A 19,279-nucleotide genomic window follows, 5' to 3' on the forward strand; every position below is an offset into this window, starting at 1 on the left:
CGCCTTAGCGCGGGCGGAGGCCGCGCAAAAGGCGAAAGGGCGCTCTTGTGAACGCATCGCGTTGCGCTATGGGGGTCGCCGGGGACAGGGTTCCCCGCGGATACGCATGACGACAGCCACGCATCTCCTGCGCACCAGGCGCTTTGTCCCGATGTTCGCGACTCAGTTCCTGAACGCGTTCAACGACAATCTCTACAAGACGACGATGCTGCTCTTCGTGGTCTATGCGGTCTATAACGATCCGGCGACCGAAACGCTGTTCAGCGGCATCGCCTCGGCCGTTTTCATCCTGCCCTTCGTCGTCATTTCCGGCATTTCCGGCCAGCTTGCCGACATGCGCTGCAAGGCGCGGATCATCCGCACGGTGAAACTGTGCGAGATCGCGATCATGAGCCTGGGCGCGCTCGGGCTCTACATGGCGTGGAGCGGGTGGGACCTTGCCGTCTACCTGCCGCTGGGCGTGCTGGCGATCGACACGCGCCTGTCGATCGTCGTGCTGTTGTTCGTGCTGCTGCTGGCAGGCTGCCAGTCGACCTTCCTCGCCCCGATCAAGTACGCGATCCTGCCGCAGCATCTCGAACGCGACGAAGTGCTCGCGGGGACCGGCCTCGTCGAGGCGGGGACCTATGTCGCGATCCTGCTGGGCACGATTCTCGCAGGACCCCTTGCGGTGGAGCACACCGAATGGGCAGCGCTCGGCATCGTTCTCACCGCCATCGTCGGCTATGCCGTCAGCCGCCAGGTGCCCGATGCTCCCGCGCAGGGCCGGGTGGAGCCGATCGACTGGAATTTGTGGCGTTCATCGGTGGCGATCATCCGCGAATCGATGGAAGACCGCCCGATCTGGTACGCGATCGTCGCGATCAGTTTCTTCTGGACCATCGGCGCGGTGCTGTTCATCCAGTTTCCCCCGCTCGCCAAGAACACGCTTCGGGCAAGCCCCGAAGTCGCGAGCCTGTTCCTCGTCATGTTCTCGGTCGGCATCGCGCTGGGATCGGTCAGCATCAACGCCCTGCTCAAGGGCGCGGTCTCGGCCCGGTTCGCGCCGGTCAGCGTGGTCCTGATGGGCGGCTGCGTGATCGCCTTCTACCTGCTGGTCAAGAACTGGAACGGGGCGAGCGATCAGGGTCTGCTTTCCATCACGGCCTTCCTCGCGCAGCCGATGGCGCTGCCATTGCTGCTCGCGCTGCTGGGCATTGCGGTGCTGGGCGGCATGTTCGTCGTCCCGCTTTACGCGTTTCTCACCACCCGCGTGTCCGGCGACAAGGCGGCGCGGGTGATCGCGGCGAACAACATCGTCAATTCGGCCGCGATGGTCGGCGGATCGCTGTTTTCCGTGGGGCTGACCTCGCTCGGGGTGGAAGCGGTCGACCAGGTTCTGCTCGCCGCTGGGATGAGCGTCGTTTCGGCCTGGCTCGGACGGATGCTCTACCGGGTCGAGCGCGAGGAAATGGCGGGCGCGCGCGGGCTGGCGGGCTGATGCTGCGTCAGAGGATGAAGGCAAGCACCGCGGCCGTGACCGTCACATAGGTGCTTGCGGCGCCGCGAATATCCTCGCGCGTCAGATCCCACAATCTTTCCGCCGGGATGTCGATCAGGTCGGCGCGGACATGCGGCGGCAGGCTTGCCCGGAAGGGATGATGCGCGCTTTCGTCGGTGAGCACGAGCGCGCGGCGGCGGCGTTCGCCCGGGCCGCGCTTCCTGCGCGTCGCATCCCCCCGGCGCTGCGGGGCGGAGACGAGATCGGCGGTAAGGCTCGCATAGCGCATGGGCAGTGGTGTTAAGACTTTCTTAACTTTTTGTCACACGCTTCGCCCCTCTTGTTGCACAGCGGGACAGGTGGCGCAGGCGCGGGCGGGACGGGCGCGATTGCGGGCCGGGCACGGCCGGGCTAAGCGCGCAGGCGCAACAGGGTGACGGGAGAGGGGCGGCCATGGCCGACACCACGAAACGCGCGGCGAACCTGCTGGTCGAATGTCTCGAAGCGCAGGGCACCGACCGCCTTTTCACCGTGCCGGGGGAGAGCTTCCTCGCGGTGCTCGACGCGCTGCATGACCGGGGGCGCATCGAGACCGTGACCTGCCGGCAGGAAGGCGGGGCGGGCTTCATGGCCTGCGCCGACGGGGCGCTGACCGGGCGGCCGGGAGTGGCTTTCGTGACGCGCGGACCGGGGGCGACCAATGCCGGCATCGCCGTCCATGTCGCGCAGCAGGATTCGCAGCCCATGGTGCTGTTCGTGGGCGATGTCGCGCGGGGGATGCAGGGGCGCGAAGGATTTCAGGAGGTCGATTTTCCCGCCTTCTTCGCGCCGATTTCCAAATGGGCCGCGCGAATCGACGACCCCGCACGCATCCCCGAATATGTCGCGCGCGCCTTTTCCGTGGCGATCGGCGGGCGGCCAGGCCCCGTCGTGCTCGCCTTGCCGGAGGACATGCTGTGCGACCCGGTCAGCGTCGAGGTCGCGCCGCGCCCTCGCGTCGAACGGCCCGCACAGGCGGCGTGCCCCGATGCGATGCAGGCGCTCCTCGCGCTGCTGGCGGATGCGGCCTCTCCGATCGCGATCGTCGGCGGGGCGGGCTGGAACCGCAAGGCGCGCGAGGCCTTCCAGACTTTCGCCGAGCGGATCGGGCTGCCGGTGGCGACCGCCTTTCGCCGGCAGGACGCGATCCCCGCTTCATCGCCGGTCTATGCCGGGTCGCTGGGCTACGGCCCCAATCCCAAGCTGGTCGAGCGGGTGCGGCAGGCGGACCTTGTCCTGGCGGTGGGCGCGCGGCTGGGCGAGGCGACGACCGAAGGCTACACCGTGCCCTCACCCGACCATCCGGGTCAGGTGCTGGTGCATGTCCATCCCGATCCCGAGGAACTCGGCCGGGTCTATCGCAGTGACCTTTCGCTTTGCTGCGCGGTGGACGAATTCGCCGAGGCCGCCGCGCTCTGGGAAGACGCCGCGATCATCCCCTTCGATGCGGGCGGCGAGGCGAACCGGGAATGGCGCGAATGGGCGACCCACGCGCCGAACAAGAGCGCGCCTGCGCTCGATCTCGCCGCCTGCGTCACCCTGATGCGCGAGGGCCTTGCGCACGAGACGGTGCTGGCGAACGGGGCGGGCAATTTCGCCGGGTGGTTCCATCGCTACTGGCGATATGAAGGATACCCCGCCCAGCTCGCGCCGACCTGCGGGGCGATGGGATATGGCGTGCCCGCCGGAGTGGCCGCCGCCCTGCGTTATCCCGACCGTCCGGTGGTCGCCGTGGCCGGGGACGGGGATTTCCTGATGAACGGGCAGGAACTCGCCACCGCTGCGCAGGCGGGCGCGAACCTGCTGGTGGTGGTGATCGACAACAGTGCCTACGGCACGATCCGCATGCACCAGGAGCGCGAATATCCCGGCCGCGTTTCGGGCACCACCCTCGCCAATCCCGATTTCGCCGCGCTCGCCGCAGCCTTCGGCGCATGGAGCGCGCGCGCCGAGACGACCGACGAATTCGCCGCCGCTTTCGCCGAGGCGAAGGAGCGCAAGGGGCTGCGCCTCATCCACGCGGTGATCGAGGTCGAACAGCTCGCGGCGAGCGGGGCGACGGTGAGCGGCCTCAGGAACCGCTGAACCCGGCTCTCTCCGGCACGTAGATAGGGCCGCCCCCGGCATTCGGGAGCGGCCCTTTGTGCGTGCCTGGCGGCGCGATCAGATGTCGTTTCCGACCTTGCCCTCGGCTTCGCCCTTGGCCTGCTGGGCCTTGCCCTTGGCCTCGTCCTCACGCCCCTCGGCGCGGGTCTCGGGATCGTCGGATTTCTGCTTGGCCTTGCCGATCGCTTCGTTGACATTGCCTTTCACTTTATCGGTGAACTCGCCCATAATGATCCTCCATTGATGCTTCCAAGCCAATGTTTTTACTGGCCTTTCAGTGCGATCAATGAATGGGTGGGGGGCGATGTTCCCATCATGGTCGCCGCACGCGCCGAAGCGTGGCGCGGCCGCGACGACGCCCTAGCCTTTCGCCATGGCGCAGATGATGTCCCATTCCTCCGGCGTGATCGCCGCCACCGACAGGCGCGACAGGCGCACCAGTTCGCAGTCCGCCAGCCGCGGTTCGGCCTTGATCTGCTTGAGTGTGACGGGATGCTCGAACTTCTCCTTGGCGCGCACTTTCACCGCAGCCCATTTGCCGGTTTCGTCGGTCGGATCGGTGATCCCGGCCACCGTCACCTCGCAGATCCCGACGATTTCCAGCCCCTCGCGCGAATGGTAGAAGAACGCCTCGTCACCCACCTCCATCGCGGCGAGGTTGTTCTTCGCCCGGTGGTTGCGCACGCCGTCCCATACGCCCTCGCCCTCCGCGACGAGATCGTCCCAGCCATATTTGAACGGTTCGGATTTCATCAGCCAGTAATTGCGCGCCGCTTGCGCCATGAAGCTCTCCCCAAAGGTATGGACCCGGCGGCCGGACCGCCGCCGCAGGTCCTGTGCCAGACCCGCTCGCGCCAAGGCAAGGGCGGGCGGATTAACGCGATCTTCAGTGCTCTTGCGGCATCACGCGGCAAATCCCCGGCGGCCCGCCCTGCCCCCGGGGCGGACGTAAGGGGAAACGGGCGCACGAGAGTAACGGGCATGACGGCAACATACGGCAAACAGGCAAGGGGTGGCGAGGAACCCGTCCAGGCATCCTCGCCGCACGCATCGCGGGACAGCGCGCGGCACAATCCCCCCGCTCACGAGAACACCCCGCAGGAAAGCGCGCAGCGCGACATTGTCGCACTCGGCATCGCCACATCGGCGATCCTCCTGTTCATCGCCACCGGCGGCGTGGTCGTGCCGGACACGTTCTGGGCGCTGGCCGGCATCGGGCAGGGCGCGGACCCGCTGCTCACCACCGCCATGCTGCTCAACATCGCGCTCGTCATCTTCGCCTGGCGCCGTTACCGCGAGCTTACCCGCGAGATCGACGAACGCCGCCGGGCCGAGGCGCAGGCGCGCACGCTCGCCGAGCGCGACCCGCTCACCAATTGCCTCAATCGCCGCGCCATGGCCGAAGTCACCGAAACGCTGCGCGCGCGCGTTGCCGAGCGCGGGCAGGCGATCGCCTATGGCATGATCGACCTCGACAATTTCAAGCAGGTCAACGACATGCACGGCCACAGGACGGGCGATGAGGTGCTGGTCCGTTTCGCCGAAAGAGTCCGCGACGTGCTTCCGAAAAGCGCCCGTTTCGCGCGGCTGGGCGGGGACGAATTCGCTTTCGTCACGCCCTACGACCCGGCCCGGCGCGAGCGGATCGACGATCTCGTCATCCGGCTTTACGAGGCGATGTCCCTGCCGCTGACGCTCGAGGATGTCACGCTCGAGATCACCATGTCGGTCGGCCTGGCGAGCGATCACTGCTCCGACGGGCTCGAGCCGCTCACGGCGAGCGGCGACACCCTGCTCCACCGCGCCGACATTGCGATGTACCAGGCCAAGAAACAGGGCAAGAACCGCTTCTTCTGGTTCGAACCGAGCATGGAAAACGAGCTGCGCTTCCGCAACGAGCTGGAGGTCGGCATCCGCCGCGGGCTCACGAAAGGCGAATTCGAACCCTTCTACGAACAGCAGATCGACCTCGAGACCGGCGAACTGGTCGGGTTCGAGATGCTGGCGCGCTGGCGTTCGCCCCATCTCGGGCTCGTCAGCCCGGAAATCTTCATTCCCGTCGCCGAGGAAATCGGCCTGATCGGCGAATTGTCCGAACAGCTCATGTGCCAGGCCTTCACCGATGCGCGCGACTGGGACGAGGCGCTGACCCTTTCGATCAACATCTCGCCCCTGCAATTGCGCGATCCATGGTTTGCGCAGAAGCTGATCAAGCTGCTGGTCGAACACAGTTTTCCGGCCCGCCGGCTCGAGATCGAGATCACCGAATCCTGCCTGCACGAAAATATCGGCCTCGTGCGCACGATGATCACGAGCCTGCGCAACCAGGGCGTGACAGTCAGCCTGGACGATTTCGGGACCGGCTATTCGAGCCTCGAACAGCTGCGGTCGCTGCCTTTCGACCGGATCAAGATCGACCGCAGTTTCATCAAGGAACTGAACGAGGACGGCGGCAAGAGCCGGATCGTCGATGCGATCGTCTCGCTGGGGCGGGGGCTCGACCTGCCGATAACCGCCGAGGGCATCGAGCACGAAGAGATCCTCGCCGCGCTCAAGAAAATGGGCGAATTCAAGGGCCAGGGCTATATTTACGGCCGCCCGGAAACCGCCGAGCAGGTGCGCCAGCGGCTCGGCATCGCCGGCCGGCTCGGGCGCGGCAGCAAAGCGGACGGCGCGGATGCGGGCCGCGAGGGGGCCGCACAGGCGCCTTGCACCCTGCCCGACCTTGCCGACCTTGCCAACCGCGCGGCTTGTGCCGCCGAAAACGCGGCCCCGACGCAGGGCGGCGAATCCGGCGAAATCGCCGACGAATTCCCGACATTGGGTGCAGGCGCACCCCATCCGGGCGGGACCGCGCTCGACGGCGGGCCGATCCTGCCGCGCCGCACGCACCGCACGAACCGCGAGGAGCGCGAGGAACGCGAGCGCCGCGACCGCAAGGCGGGCTGATCACGGCAACGGCCACGACCGGCCGCCAATCCCATCCCCGCAGGCGCGCCCTGCCGGCCCGTCGCGCCACTGGACGAGCGCGCCCTGCGCGCATAGAGGCGTGGGCCTGCCATGCGAGTATCCTTCACCAAGATGCACGGGCTCGGCAACGATTTCATCGTGCTGGATGCCCGCACCAACGAGCTGCCCGGCATGACCGGCGCGGTCGCACGCGCGCTGGCCGACCGGCGCGAAGGGATCGGCTGCGACCAACTCATCGTGATCGAGGCGGCGACCGACCCGGCCGTGGATATCGATTTCCGTATGCGGATCTTCAATTGCGACGGCGGCGAGGTGGAAGCCTGCGGCAATGCCAGCCGCGCGGTGGCGTTGCTCCACGGCGCCCCGGCCCGGGTCGAGACGGCCGGGGGCGTGATCACGCTCGAACCGGTTGCGGGAGGCGCGAGCGTCGACATGGGCGAACCGCATTTCGCCTGGGAGGCGATCCCGCTCGCCATGCCGATGGACACCGCCGCCATGCCGGTCGGATGGGGCGAGCTTGAAAATCCGATGGCGGTCAATGTCGGCAATCCGCATGTCGTGTTTCTCGTCGAGGATGCCGACGCGGTGGACCTCGAAACGCTGGGGCCCGAGATCGAGCGCGACCCGCTGTTTCCCGAGCGCGTCAATGTCAATGTCGCGAGCCTTGCCGGGCAGGACCGCCTCATCCTGCGCGTGTGGGAGCGCGGGGCGGGCCTGACCCGCGCCTGCGGGACGGGCGCCTGCGCGAGCGCGGTGGCGGCGATCCTGCGCCGGACGGTGCAGAGCCCGGTGACGGTCGCGCTGCCCGGCGGCGAGCTCGTGATCGAATGGGCCGGCGGCGGGCATTCGATCCGCATGACGGGCCCGGCGAGCGAGGCCTTTCGCGGCAGTTTCGACTGGGGGGATTACGCGTGACGGGGCAACGCACCGCAACGCCCGAAGTCATTTCGCTGGGCTGCCGCCTCAACATCGCCGAGAGCGAGACGCTGCAGGCGCGCCTTGCGGAGAGCCGGGGCGGCAGCGGGGACGGTCGGGACCTCCTCGTGGTCAATTCCTGCGCGGTCACGAACGAGGCGGTGCGCCGGACCCGCCAGGCGATCCGCCGCGCCCGGCGCGCGCGGCCCGATGCGCGGATCGTCGTCACCGGCTGCGCCGCCGATATCGAACGCGATGCGCTCGCCGCCATGCCCGAAGTCGACGCGATCGTGCCGAATGCGACCAAGCTCGATCCGCGCGCCTACGGTGCGACCGGGGGCGCGAGTTCCCGGCCCGGTGGGGGGCTAGGCGAAGGGGGTCGCACCCGCGCCTTCATCGGCGTGCAGAACGGCTGCGACCATTCCTGCACCTTCTGCATCATCCCCAAGGGGCGCGGGCAAAGCCGCTCGCTGAGCGTGGCCGAGGTGCTGCACGCGGTTGAAGGACATATTCTTGCGGGGGCTAAGGAAATTGTCTTTACCGGTGTGGATCTGACAAGCTGGGGACACGATCTTTCCAACATGCCCCGGCTCGGCGACCTGATCGAAGCCACCCTGCATGAGTTTCCTGAACTAAACCGGCTTAGGCTTTCTTCTGTGGACGGGGTGGAAATCGATGACCGCCTGTTCGACCTGCTGGCGGGCGAGCAGCGGGTGATGCCGCACCTCCACCTCTCGCTCCAGCACGGGGCCGACCTGATCCTCAAGCGCATGAAAAGGCGGCACCTGCGGCGCGATGCGGTGGACCTCGTCGCCCGGCTCAAGGCCCGGCGTCCGGAAATCGCGGTGGGCGCGGACCTCATCGCGGGCTTCCCGACCGAAGACGAGGGCCACCATGCCGACAACCTCTCGGTCATCGGGGAATGCGACATCGTCCACGGCCATATTTTCCCCTTCTCCCCGCGCGAAGGGACTCCCGCCGCGCGCATGCCGCAGCAGGCCCGCGCGATAATCAAGGACCGCGCCGCCGAGCTGCGCGCCGCCGTCGCGAGCCGCCGCGCGGCCTGGCTGGAGAGCCTTGTGGGCGAAACGCTCCCCGTCCTCGCCGAGCGGGACGGCACGGGCTATGCCCCGAATTATGCCCGCGTCGCTCTGCCCGAAGGCACGCCGGCGGGCGAAATCGTGCCGGTCACGGTGCGGGCGGTCGAGGAAGGAATGCTGCGATGAGCGATACGCAAAACGAGGCCACGAGCTGGAGCGAGCGATTGCTCGGCGGCTTTCGCAAGACCTCCGACCGGCTTGCCACCAATCTCACCGGCCTTGCCCTTGCAGGCGGCAGGCTCGACGAGGGGACGCTCGACGATATCGAGGACGCGCTGATCGTCTCCGACCTCGGGCCCAAGGCGGCCGGGCGGATCCGCGGGAAACTCGCCGACAAGCGCTTCGGCGCGACGATCACCCAGACCGAACTGAAGGAAGCGGTGGCCGAGGAAATCGCCGAGATCCTGCGCCCCGTCGCCAAGCCGCTCGAAATCACCGCCTTCCCGCGCCCGCAGGTCATCCTCGTGATCGGGGTCAACGGATCGGGCAAGACGACCACCATTGCGAAACTCGCGCACCTGTTCATGGAGGACGATTACGGCGTGCTGCTCGCCGCGGGCGACACCTTCCGCGCCGCGGCCATCGGCCAGCTCGCGACCTGGGCAGACCGTGCCGGCGTCGACCTCGTGCGCGGCCCTGAAGGCGGCGATCCGGCGAGCATCGTGTTCGACGCGGTCAAACAGGCGACCGACACCGGCATCGACGCGCTGATCGTCGACACGGCAGGCCGCCTGCAGAACAAGCGCGAGCTGATGGACGAACTGGCGAAGATCCGCCGCGTGCTAGGCCGGCTCAACCCGGAAGCGCCGCATGACGTCGTGCTAGTGCTCGATGCGACCAACGGGCAGAATGCCCTCTCGCAGATCGACGTGTTCCAGGAGGTGGCGGGCGTGACCGGGCTCATCATGACCAAGCTCGACGGGACAGCACGCGGCGGCGTGCTGGTGGCGGCGGCGGAGCAATACGGCCTGCCCATCCACGCGATCGGCGTGGGCGAACAGATGGAGGACCTGCGCCCCTTCGACCCCGACCTCGTCGCGCGCGTGATCGCGGGGGTGGCGTGATGGCCGAGGAGAAAAAGGCAGGGTCGGGCTGGCTCAACGTCGCGGTCGATTACGGGCCGCTGGTCGTGTTCCTCGCGGTCTATCGCCTGTCCGCACCCGACGATCCGGGCCTCGGCGACATCATCGCGATCGTCTACGGCACGGGCGCCTTCATGGTCGCCGCCGTCATCGCGCTTGCCGTGTCCAAGTTCCTCCTGGGCCGGATATCGCCGATGCTATGGTTCTCGACCGCGCTGATCGTCGGCTTCGGCGCGCTCACGATCTGGTTCCAGGACGAAAAGTTCATCCAGTTGAAGCCCACGATTATCTACGCCGTTTTCGGCACGGCGCTGATCGGCGGCTGGCTGGCGGGCCGGGCGCTGCTGAAAATCCTGCTCGAAGCCGCGTTCGAGGGGCTGTCGGAGGAAGGCTGGCTGAAGCTGTCGCGCAACTGGGGGTTCTTCTTCCTCCTGCTCGCCGGGCTCAACGAGGTGCTGGTGGCGACTATGGATTTCGAGGGCTGGCTATGGGCCAAGCTGTGGGTGTTCCTGCCGCTCACCTTCCTGTTCACCTTCGCCAATATCCCGATGCTGATGAAGCACGGGCTGTCGATCGACGATGCCGACGAAGTGCTGAAGGACGAACCGCCGACGGGAGGGTGAGCGCGACGCGCGCGAAGCGGCGCGCGGCTCGTGCATCAGAGCCCGAATTCCTCGCGGCACTTGTTCCAGAGCCTGGAGGCGGATGCCTTGACGCGTCCATCGCTCTCGGCGAGCTCGCGATATTGCGCGGGATAGGCTTCAGGTCTGACTTTGAGCAGGGTTTCCCATTGCCTTTGCACCTGCTCGCAAACCCGGCGCGATCGGACACCGTCGATCTGGCCCATCAGCGATCCCTTGAACGAATGCACCGACGAACGCCTCGTCCAGAACACATTGGCTTCGGCCTGATTGCGCGGTGCCGTGTCGGGATCGGCAAAGCTTCGATCCATGGCTTCGGCGACCATGTCGCAGGCCTTCAGCCGTTCAGCGAGGGCCAGCGATTCATCGTCTTTGGCTTCGAGGCACAAGACTGCCAGCTTGGTCCAGAAGTTGATGACAGGGCCAAGATCGCGCTCCTGCGCAAAAGCGGGCTGCGAAAGCGCGAGAGGCGCAGCGACGAGCAGGAGAAGGCGAAAAACGGTCATGGATATCCTCGCAGGTGGCTTGCTGCGATGGACCTTAAAGCAGGAACCCCGGCAAGGCTTGTAAGAACCCGACCGCCTCAGATCTCCACTTGGCTCCCCAGTTCCACCACGCGGTTGGTCGGCAGCTTGAAGAAATCCATCGCGCTTGCCGAATTGCGCAGCATCCAGGCGAAGATCTTCTCGCGCCAGATCGGCATGGCGGGCTTTTCCGAAGGCAGCAGGGTCTGGCGTGAGAGGAAGAAGCTCGTCTGCATCATGTCGAACTCGCCCCCGCAGCGCTCCATCCGGGTGAGACCGATCGGCACGTCGGTTTCCTCCATGAAGCCGTAATGCAAAACCGCGCGGTAGAAGCCGTCGCCCATGTCGGTGTATTCGCAGCGTTCCGCCGGGTCGACATAGGGCACGTCCTGGATATCGACCGTGAGGATGACGACGCGTTCGTGCAGCACCTTGTTGTGCTTGATATTGTGCAGCAGCGCGGAGGGCACGCCGGCCGTGCTCGAAGCCATGAAGATCGCCGTCCCCGGCACGCGCAGGGCCGAATTTTTCGCGGATTTCGCGAAAATCTCCATCGGTAGGGCGACCTCGCTCATGCGCTCGCGCATCAGCTTGCGCCCGCGCGCCCAGGTGGTGAGCAGGGTGAAGGCGATGAAGCCGACCAGCAGCGGGAACCAGCCGCCCTCGGGCACCTTGGTCAGGTTGGCCGCGAAATAGGCCCCGTCGACGATCAGGAAGGTGAGGACGACGGGCGCGGCATACCACCATTTCCATTTCCACACGCTCACCAGCAGCACCGCCATCAGCAGGGTGTCGATCGTCACCGCGCCGGTCACCGCGATGCCATAGGCATTAGCGAGGTTGGACGAGTTCTGGAAGGTCAGCACGAGGATCACGACCGCCACCATCAGCGCCCAATTGACCGCCGGGATGTAGATCTGCCCGCCTTCGGTTTCCGAGGTGTGGCGGATGTTGAGCCGCGGGATATAGCCCATCTGGATCGCCTGGTGGGTGATCGAGAAAGCGCCCGAAATCACCGCCTGGCTGGCGATGAAGGTCGCCACCGTCGCAAGGAAGACGAGCGGCAGGCGCCATTGCTCGGACGCGAGGAAGAAGAACGGGTTCTGGATCGCGCGCGAGGCTTCGTCTGCGGGAAGGCCGATCACCATCGCGCCCTGCCCGAAATAATTGAGCAGCAGGCACGGCATGACGAAGCCGAACCACGACAGGCGCATCGGCCCGCGCCCGAAATGGCCCATGTCCGAATAGAGCGCCTCCGACCCCGTCACCGCCAGCACCACGCTGCCAAGCGCGAGGAAAGCGAACCACCCGTCGAGGACGAAGAAATTGACCGCGTGATAGGGATTGAGCGCCCACAGGATCTCGGGCGTCTGGACGATCTGCCACGCCCCCAGCCCCGCGATGACGGAGAAATAGACGATCATCACCGGCGCGAAGAGCGCGCCGACCTTGGCCGTGCCGCGTTTCTGGAGGACAAACAGGAAAACCAGCAAAGCGAGCGCGATCGGGATCACGAATTGCTGCAGCCCCTCGTCCACCACGGTCAGCCCCTCGACCGCAGAGAGGACCGAAATCGCGGGCGTGATCATGGAGTCGCCGTAGAACAGGCTGGTCGCGAACACGCCCAGCAGCACCGCGATCCAGCCATAGCGCGATTTCGAAAGGCTGCGCGAAATCAGCGCGACAAGGGCGAGACTGCCGCCCTGCCCCCTGTTGTCCGCGCGCATCAGGATGGTGACATACTGGATCGCGACAACGAGCGTCATCGACCAGAAAATAAGGCTGATGACACCCAGGACATGCGCCGTGTCGAGCTGCACCGTCGAACGCCCGACGAAGGTCTCGCGGAAGGCGTAAAGCGGGCTCGTCCCGATATCGCCGAAAACGATGCCGATGGCGCCTACGGCGAGCGCGGCCTTGGATGCGCCGTGCGAATGGCCGCCTGCTGGCGGCTGATGGGCGGGCGCTGCTGTGTCGCTCATGCTTCGCGGATTTCCCGTGTTGTCGGTACTGCCCTGAAGCCGCGCCTCAGCTGCGACTCCGGCGATCCTCCCGGCGTGCATTCCGGGATCGCGGCAAGCCGATTAGCACCGCGCCTTCGCGCCTGCAACATGGGCCGCAGCGCGTCCGGTCCGGCGCTAGCGCAGCATCGGTGCATTGGCGATCATCCGGTCGAGCTGCTCGATCCTCCGGTTGAGTTCGGGAACCCATGGCGCATCGTCGGGGGAACGCTCGACCAGCCCCGCCCAGGTCTCGCGCGCGGCGCGGATCTGGCCGGACTGGAGATAGGAGAAGCCGAGAAAGTAATCCGGCGCGGGGCTTGCAGGATCGATCGCGCGCGCCTTGCCATAGGCATAGGCCGCGGCCGGGGTGACATGCCCATCGGCATGGCCGACCAGCGCCATGCCCAGAGCGAGCCAGCCTTCGAGATGGCCGGGATTGTCGGCCAGCCCCTTGCGCAGCGCACCGGCGGCTTCGGCGAACCTTTCGTTGCGGGCAAAGCCATCCGAGACGGTGAGGTAATTCGGCTTGGCCCGGACGGGATCGAACAAGGCGCGGCGGGCCTCCACCATTTCCTCGCCGCCCTCGGTCGCGTTGGCGACGCGCTCGGTCGGCGCGGCGGGCTGGCCGGGTGAGCCCTGCAGCGCATAGCCCGACAGGCCGAACAGCAGTGCCGCGCCGAAGACGGCGAACCCCTGGCGCGGCAGGCGCAGCTGGAACGCCGCGAGCGCAAAGGCCGCGAAAGCGAGCGCCAATACTGCAAGCCACCCGCCGATCATGCCTCGGCCTCGGCATCGGCCTCGTCCGCGCGCCGTCGCCCCAGCCGCCGCAGCAGCACCCCGAGAACGACCGCCAGCAACAGCAGCGGAACGGCGAAAAGCGGCCAGGTGGTCTCGCTCACCTCGGGCGAATAGCTGACGTAATCGCCATAGCGATCGACCAGCCAGGCGCGAATTTCCCCGGGTTCCTGGCCGGCGAGCAGGCGCGTGCGGACCTGGTGGCGCATGTCGCCCGCCATGGGCGCGTCGGAATCTGCAATCGACTGCGACTGGCACTTGAGACAGCGCAGCGTCAGCATCAGCTCGCGCGCTTCGGCCTCGAGCGCGGGATCCTCGAGCTGGGTATAGGCATAGGGCGCGGGTGGCATGGCCTGCTGAGCGTTCGCCGCCACGGGCATGAGCATGACGAGCAGGAAGGCGAGCACGCGCATCACGACGCCTTCTCCAGTTCCTCAAGCAATGTCGGCACATCGCTCGCGCGGATATCGCCGATATGCTGATACCGGATCACGCCTTCGCCATCGATCACGAAAGTTTCGGGCACGCCCGACGAACCGATCTCGAGCTGGACCTCGGAAATATCGTCCGCACCGACGCGGCTATAAGGGTTGCCGTAGCGTTCGAGGAAGCGAGTCACGTCCTCCGGACGATCGCGGATCGCGATGCCGATGATGTCGATCCCTTCATCGGCGAGCCTTTCCAGCTGCGGGGCTTCGGCGATGCAGGGCACGCACCAGCTCGCCCAGATATTGAGCAGCTTGGGCTCGCCGGTGGTGAAATTGCCGCGCGATGCCCCGGCAAGGCCCGGAGCAGCCGGATCGAGCGCGAAGTCGGGCAGGGGTTTACCGACCATCGTGCTCTTGACGAATTCGTCCTTGGGCTGGGTCAGCTGGAAAGCGAACAGCCCGGCCAGGAACAGGAACAGGGCCAGCGGGACGACGTAGGCAAGGCGTTTCATTCCGCCGGCTCCGGCGCGTGGGGGGGTGCATTGGGCCCCTCGCCCAGAGCGCGCAGTCCCTCGCGCCTGTCCGCGCCGAGACGTGCGGCGTTGCGACGCCTGAGATCGACCTGCAGGCGCCCGGCGATCGCGAGGATACCGCCCAGGGCAATCAGCAGGCCACCATACCAGATGAAGGTGACGAACGGCTTCCACCACAAGCGGATCTGCCAGCGCGCATTACCCGCCGCATCCACGCCCGCCTCATCGCCGATCACGGCATAGAGCTGCCCGTTCCAGCGGGTGACAAGCGCGCTTTCACTGGTGGCCTGCGGGGGCGACCAGAAATTGCGGGCCTGCGGGGTGATGATCATCGGCTCGCCGCCGTCGCGGCTGACGGCAAGGCGCGCTTCGATCGCGGTCCAGTTCGGCCCGGCAACCGGCGCGACCTCTTCGAGCGTCACGTCGAAGCCGCCGATGCTTTCGGTCTGTCCGGCAGAGACGGCGGCAAGGCGCTCCTCGGTAAAGGCGCTTTCGCTCGCCATGCCGAACAGCGCGACCGCGACGCCGAAATGGGCCAGCACCATGCCCCATACCGCCACCGGCACGCGGGCCAGTTCGCGCCCGCGCAGCGGCAGGAAAGCGGCGATGCCCAGCGCAAGCGCAATCGCAAGCCCGAATACGGGGAGGACCGGGTAATCGCCGATGATCGCAATCAGCGAGACGGCCGAAATCAAGATCGCGGCGATCAGCGAAAGCTCGAACTGGATCCGGGCCGGCTTGTCGTCCTTCCAGCGCAGCAACGGCCCGACCGCCATGACAAGGAACATCGGGATGGCGAAAATCGAGGCCGCCGGGTTGAAATAGGGCGGGCCGACGCTGACGCGCACGTCGAACGCCTCGGTCAGGAGCGGGTAGAGCGTCCCGAGCAGCACGATCGCGAGAATCGCGGAAAGCATCACATTGTTGAACACCAGCGCGCCTTCGCGGCTGGTCGCGGTGAAACGCTTGCCTTCAGCGATCGAACTGGCGCGCACCGCAAAGAGCGCCAGCGCACCTCCGATGTAAAGGCCGAGCAGGACGAGGATGAACGTCCCGCGCTCCGGATCGACAGCGAAGGCATGGACGCTGGTGAGCACGCCCGAGCGCACGAGGAAGGTGCCGAGCATGGACATGGAAAAGGCGAGCACGCCGAGCATGATCGTCCATGTGCGCAGCGCATCGCGCGCGGCCAGCACGCTCACCGAATGAAGCAGCGCGGTCGCGGCGAGCCAGGGCATGAGCGAGGCGTTCTCGACCGGGTCCCAGAACCACCAGCCGCCCCAGCCAAGCTCGTAATAGGCCCAGTAGGATCCCGCCGTGATCCCGAAAGTGAGGAACACCCAGGCCCCAAGCACCCAAGGCCGCATGACGCGGGCGAATTCGGGCGTCACGCGCCTCGTGATCAGCGCACCCATGGCAAGGCTGAAAGCGACCGAGAGGCCGACATAGCCGATGTAGAGCGTCGGCGGGTGGATCGCGAGACCGATGTCCTGCAGCAGCGGGTTGAGGCCCGAGCCTTCCGGCGCTGGCACGGGCAATCGCTCGAACGGGTTGGAGGAGAGCAGCAGGAAGGCGTAGAAACCCAAGGCGACGAAGCCCTGAACGGCAAGCGTTGCCGACATGGTACGCTCGGGCAGGCGCTTTTCCGCCCCGGCGAGCAGGCCGCCCGACAGCGCCAGCACCGCGACCCACAGCAGCATCGATCCCTCGTGGTTTCCCCAGGTGCCCGTCAGCTTGTAGACGAACGGCTTCATCGAGTGCGAATTGGTCGCGACCAGCTTGATCGAAAGGTCGGTGATCGCAAAGGCATAGAGCAGCATGGCGAAGGCCAGCACGGCGAGCGCGGCCTGCACGATCGCGGCGGGCCGGGCATACATCGCCATCGGCGCCGCCTCGCCTTCCGGCGTGCGCAGCGCAAGCGCCCCCGACACCATCTGGAGAACGGCGAGCGCGGCGGCGAGCCAAAGGGCGGCAAGGCCGATTTCAGCGATCATGCTCGGTCACGTTCCTCAAGAACTCGGTTCGATGCCGACGGTCGTCTCCGCGACGGTCTCGGCCTTCTGGTGCGCCTCGAGCCCTTCGAGCTCCCGCGGCACGTAATTCTCGTCATGCTTGGCAAGCAGGTTGGTCGCAAGGAAGGTCCCGTCGGCCTGCAGGCTACCTTCAGCGACCACGCCCGATCCTTCGACGAACAGGTCGGGCAGGATGCCCGAATAACGCACCGGGATCGTGCTCGCCTCGTTGCCGGTGACGATGAAACGCACGGTCACGCCGTCGGCCATTGTCTGGATCGAGCCTGCCTGCACCATCCCGCCCAGCCGCACCGGCTGACCGACGGAGGGCGGGGCCTCGGCCATCTGCTCGGGCAGGTAGAAATAATTGGCCTGGTTCCTGAGCCCCCACACCGCGAGCAGCCCCGCGCCGATGATCGCGACGAGCGCGATTACGACGAGCACCATGCGCTGGTGCTTGGCCTTCAGCCCGGTTGCACTCATCGCCTCTTAACCTCCTCGCGGCGCGCTTCGGCCCGGCGCATGGTGCGCCAACTCCACGCTGTGAGCACGGCCAGCCCCCCAAGTCCGATCGCATAGGCCGCGATCACGAAATCCCAATGTTCGAGCGCCTCGCGCATCATGCGCCTCCCATGGCCGGTTCGCCCGCGCCGGCGTTGCCGCGACGCGGCGCATCGTTGTCGAGCGCGCGTCGCTTCAGCCGCGCCTCGACCTGTGCCTCGGCGATGATCGCGCGCATGCGCATCAACACGATGGCGCCGAACAGGAGCGAGAAGCCGATCACGGCGGAAAGGAGCGGCGTCAGGAACACCCCGTCGATCGCGCTCTTGCCCATCGTGATGCTGGGCGGCTGGTGAAGTGAATTCCACCACACGACCGAACGGTTGATGATCGGGATATTGACCGCCCCTACCAGCCCGAAGATCGCCGCAATCCTGGGCGAACCGCCCTCGCGGCTGGTCGCCTGGACAAGCGCGATGTAGCCCGCATAGAGGAACAACAGCACCAGCATGCTGGTGAGCCTTCCGTCCCAGACCCACCAGGTCCCCCAGGTCGGGCGGCCCCAGATCGAACCGGTGGCGAGGCAGATTGCGGTGAAGACCATGCCCGGCACCGCGATCGCGCGCGCCGAGATCCCGGCCAGCGGGTGCTTCCAGATCAGCAACATGGCGCTGGATACGGCGATTCCCGCCCATCCCCCCATGCCGAGCCAGGCAGCCGGGACATGAATGAACAGGATGCGCACGCTCTCACCCATCAGCCGGTCGGGCGGAACCATTAACAGCCCCCACGCCACGGCGCCCGCCGACAGCGTGAGACCGCTCCAGAACAGGAGCGGCATCAGCCACTTGGCGAGCGACAGGAAGCGCTTGGGGTTGGCGTAGATATGCATGCGGTCAGATGATCCCTCGCATGTTTGTAGTGACGCCCCGCCCCCTCGCAAGGCCGCAAAAGGTGCAAGACCCCCTGCAGCAAAGACGTCATTAGCACAAGATCATGGCAAAGGCAGCCTCGCCAGCGCGCTTCGTCAGCCGCGACCAATCAGTTCCTGCGCCATGCGATCGGCAACGATGTCGGGCGATTCGCCGGTTTCCTCGCTCTTGGTCCAGATCGCCTCAAGGCGGCCCGGGATCTGGTCGAGCAGCGCATGGACTTCCTCGACCTTGCCGACTCGCCCGTCGCGACGAGCGAGATATTCGGTTCCGACCGACATGATACCCCCAGCATTGATGACATAATCGGGCGCGTACAGGATACCCCGCTCGAACAGCGTGCGACCGTGGCCGACGCGCGCCAGCTGGTTGTTCGCACCGCCGGCGACGATCTGGGTGTCGAGCTTCGCAATGTTTTTCTCGTCCAGGATCGCGCCCAGCGCATTGGGGCTGAAAACGTCGCATGGCGTCGCCATGATCGCTTCGGCCGCCACCGTCTCCGCGCCGAGTTCGTCGGCGAGCGACTTCGCCCCACTCGCATCGATATCGGCAAGCGTCAGCCGCGCCCCGGCCTTGGCGAGCAACCGGGCGACGCCGCCACCGACGCTACCCGTGCCCTGGAGCGCGACATGCACGCCTTCCATGCTGTCCTTGCCAAGCCGATAGCGCACCGCCGCCTCGATCCCCTTGGCGATGCCGATCGCGGTGAACGGGCCGGGATCGCCGCCCGCCAGCCCTTCCCCGCGCACCGGAAGGCCGGTGACGTGCTCGGTTTGCGCGGAAACCGCGACCATGTCCGCTTCGCTGATGCCGACATCCTCGGCAGTGACATATTGCCCGCCCAGCCCTTCGATCGCAGCGCCGAAGGCGGCGAGCATTTCGGGAGTCTTGGTGCGGTTTTCGTCGGCCAGGATGACCGCCTTGCCCCCGCCCAGCGGAAGGCCGGCCATGGCGTTCTTGTAACTCATCCCGCGCGACAGGCGCAGCGCGTCGCGCACCGCCGCTTCGGGGGCGGCATAATGCCAGAACCGCGTGCCGCCTGCGCCGGGGCCGAGATGCGAGGAATGGACGGCGATGATCGCCGTCAGACCCGATTCGCGATCATGGACGAAATGCACCATTTCATGGGCGTCGAAATCGGGTTCGGTCCAGAACGCGGTCATACGCAAATGCCTTCAGCTTGCGCGCGGAAGTATGACTGCAAAGAGAGGCCGGGCA

20 protein-coding genes are annotated in these 19,279 nt (G+C 66.6%); 7 read left to right on the forward strand and 13 right to left on the reverse strand.

The window, feature by feature from the left end:
- Window positions 1–106: 106 nt before the first annotated feature.
- Window positions 107–1,480, forward strand: a complete 1,374-nt coding sequence (locus tag RIB52_RS04090; RefSeq protein ID WP_350173210.1) for an MFS transporter — start codon at window positions 107–109, stop codon at window positions 1,478–1,480.
- Window positions 1,481–1,487: 7 nt separating this feature from the next.
- Here RIB52_RS04090 and RIB52_RS04095 read toward each other — a convergent pair whose 3' ends face one another.
- On the reverse strand, window positions 1,488–1,769 hold the full coding sequence (locus RIB52_RS04095; RefSeq protein ID WP_350173212.1) for a hypothetical protein: 282 nt from the start codon (window positions 1,767–1,769) through the stop codon (window positions 1,488–1,490).
- Window positions 1,770–1,933: 164 nt separating this feature from the next.
- Here RIB52_RS04095 and RIB52_RS04100 point away from each other — a divergent pair, with 164 nt between their 5' ends.
- On the forward strand, window positions 1,934–3,604 hold the full coding sequence (locus tag RIB52_RS04100) for a thiamine pyrophosphate-dependent enzyme (protein ID WP_350173214.1): 1,671 nt from the start codon (window positions 1,934–1,936) through the stop codon (window positions 3,602–3,604).
- 78 nt (window positions 3,605–3,682) lie between these two features.
- On the opposite strand, the gene RIB52_RS04105 is transcribed toward RIB52_RS04100, so the two are convergent.
- Window positions 3,683–3,853, reverse strand: a complete 171-nt coding sequence (locus RIB52_RS04105) for a CsbD family protein (protein ID WP_350173216.1) — start codon at window positions 3,851–3,853, stop codon at window positions 3,683–3,685.
- Between the two features lie 132 nt (window positions 3,854–3,985).
- Window positions 3,986–4,408: an EVE domain-containing protein gene (locus RIB52_RS04110; RefSeq protein ID WP_350173218.1), complete on the reverse strand. Its 423-nt coding sequence runs from the start codon at window positions 4,406–4,408 to the stop codon at window positions 3,986–3,988.
- A 198-nt stretch (window positions 4,409–4,606) separates the two neighbouring features.
- Between RIB52_RS04110 and RIB52_RS04115 the strand changes: the two genes are divergently transcribed.
- The 5 genes from RIB52_RS04115 to RIB52_RS04135 all read left to right on the forward strand — a co-directional run bounded on the left by RIB52_RS04115 (window position 4,607) and on the right by RIB52_RS04135 (window position 10,315).
- Entirely contained in the window at window positions 4,607–6,574 is a 1,968-nt protein-coding gene (locus tag RIB52_RS04115; protein WP_350173220.1) for a putative bifunctional diguanylate cyclase/phosphodiesterase, read from the forward strand.
- Between the two features lie 111 nt (window positions 6,575–6,685).
- Window positions 6,686–7,510 carry a diaminopimelate epimerase gene (gene dapF, locus RIB52_RS04120; protein ID WP_350173222.1) on the forward strand — a complete coding sequence of 275 codons (825 nt, stop codon included), beginning with the start codon at window positions 6,686–6,688 and terminating at the stop codon, window positions 7,508–7,510.
- On the forward strand, window positions 7,507–8,736 hold the full coding sequence (locus tag RIB52_RS04125) for a MiaB/RimO family radical SAM methylthiotransferase (protein WP_350173224.1): 1,230 nt from the start codon (window positions 7,507–7,509) through the stop codon (window positions 8,734–8,736). The genes dapF and RIB52_RS04125 overlap by 4 nt, the downstream gene beginning before the upstream one ends.
- On the forward strand, window positions 8,733–9,674 hold the full coding sequence (gene ftsY, locus RIB52_RS04130; RefSeq protein WP_350173226.1) for a signal recognition particle-docking protein FtsY: 942 nt from the start codon (window positions 8,733–8,735) through the stop codon (window positions 9,672–9,674). The genes RIB52_RS04125 and ftsY overlap by 4 nt, the downstream gene beginning before the upstream one ends.
- Complete coding sequence (locus tag RIB52_RS04135) at window positions 9,674–10,315, forward strand: inner membrane-spanning protein YciB (protein ID WP_350173228.1); 642 nt, start codon at window positions 9,674–9,676, stop codon at window positions 10,313–10,315. Before ftsY ends, RIB52_RS04135 begins: the two co-directional genes overlap by 1 nt.
- Window positions 10,316–10,350: 35 nt before the next feature.
- Here the strand turns inward: RIB52_RS04135 and RIB52_RS04140 are convergent, their stop codons facing one another.
- The 10 genes from RIB52_RS04140 to RIB52_RS04185 all read right to left on the reverse strand — a co-directional run bounded on the left by RIB52_RS04140 (window position 10,351) and on the right by RIB52_RS04185 (window position 19,224).
- Complete coding sequence (locus tag RIB52_RS04140) at window positions 10,351–10,839, reverse strand: hypothetical protein (RefSeq protein ID WP_350173230.1); 489 nt, start codon at window positions 10,837–10,839, stop codon at window positions 10,351–10,353.
- Window positions 10,840–10,916: 77 nt separating this feature from the next.
- Window positions 10,917–12,839, reverse strand: a complete 1,923-nt coding sequence (locus RIB52_RS04145) for a potassium transporter Kup (RefSeq protein ID WP_350173232.1) — start codon at window positions 12,837–12,839, stop codon at window positions 10,917–10,919.
- A 156-nt stretch (window positions 12,840–12,995) separates the two neighbouring features.
- The gene (locus tag RIB52_RS04150; RefSeq protein WP_350173234.1) at window positions 12,996–13,637 is read right to left on the reverse strand and encodes a tetratricopeptide repeat protein; all 642 of its coding nucleotides are present in this window, start codon (window positions 13,635–13,637) and stop codon (window positions 12,996–12,998) included.
- Window positions 13,634–14,068, reverse strand: coding sequence for a cytochrome c-type biogenesis protein (locus RIB52_RS04155; protein WP_350173236.1), 435 nt, complete (start codon window positions 14,066–14,068; stop codon window positions 13,634–13,636). The genes RIB52_RS04150 and RIB52_RS04155 overlap by 4 nt, the downstream gene beginning before the upstream one ends.
- Complete coding sequence (locus RIB52_RS04160; protein WP_350173238.1) at window positions 14,068–14,595, reverse strand: DsbE family thiol:disulfide interchange protein; 528 nt, start codon at window positions 14,593–14,595, stop codon at window positions 14,068–14,070. The genes RIB52_RS04155 and RIB52_RS04160 overlap by 1 nt, the downstream gene beginning before the upstream one ends.
- Window positions 14,592–16,610 (reverse strand): heme lyase CcmF/NrfE family subunit, encoded by a 2,019-nt coding sequence (locus RIB52_RS04165; protein WP_350173240.1) that lies wholly within the window; start codon window positions 16,608–16,610, stop codon window positions 14,592–14,594. The genes RIB52_RS04160 and RIB52_RS04165 overlap by 4 nt, the downstream gene beginning before the upstream one ends.
- 15 nt (window positions 16,611–16,625) lie before the next feature.
- Window positions 16,626–17,111 carry a cytochrome c maturation protein CcmE gene (gene ccmE, locus RIB52_RS04170; RefSeq protein ID WP_350173242.1) on the reverse strand — a complete coding sequence of 162 codons (486 nt, stop codon included), beginning with the start codon at window positions 17,109–17,111 and terminating at the stop codon, window positions 16,626–16,628.
- Window positions 17,108–17,251, reverse strand: coding sequence for a heme exporter protein CcmD (ccmD, locus tag RIB52_RS04175; protein WP_350173244.1), 144 nt, complete (start codon window positions 17,249–17,251; stop codon window positions 17,108–17,110). The genes ccmE and ccmD overlap by 4 nt, the downstream gene beginning before the upstream one ends.
- On the reverse strand, window positions 17,248–18,021 hold the full coding sequence (ccmC, locus tag RIB52_RS04180; RefSeq protein WP_350173246.1) for a heme ABC transporter permease CcmC: 774 nt from the start codon (window positions 18,019–18,021) through the stop codon (window positions 17,248–17,250). The genes ccmD and ccmC overlap by 4 nt, the downstream gene beginning before the upstream one ends.
- Window positions 18,022–18,156: 135 nt before the next feature.
- Complete coding sequence (locus RIB52_RS04185; RefSeq protein WP_350173248.1) at window positions 18,157–19,224, reverse strand: Glu/Leu/Phe/Val family dehydrogenase; 1,068 nt, start codon at window positions 19,222–19,224, stop codon at window positions 18,157–18,159.
- Between the last annotated feature and the right edge of the window lie 55 nt (window positions 19,225–19,279).

This window comes from Erythrobacter sp. (assembly GCF_040217515.1).
Classification (GTDB): domain Bacteria; phylum Pseudomonadota; class Alphaproteobacteria; order Sphingomonadales; family Sphingomonadaceae; genus Erythrobacter.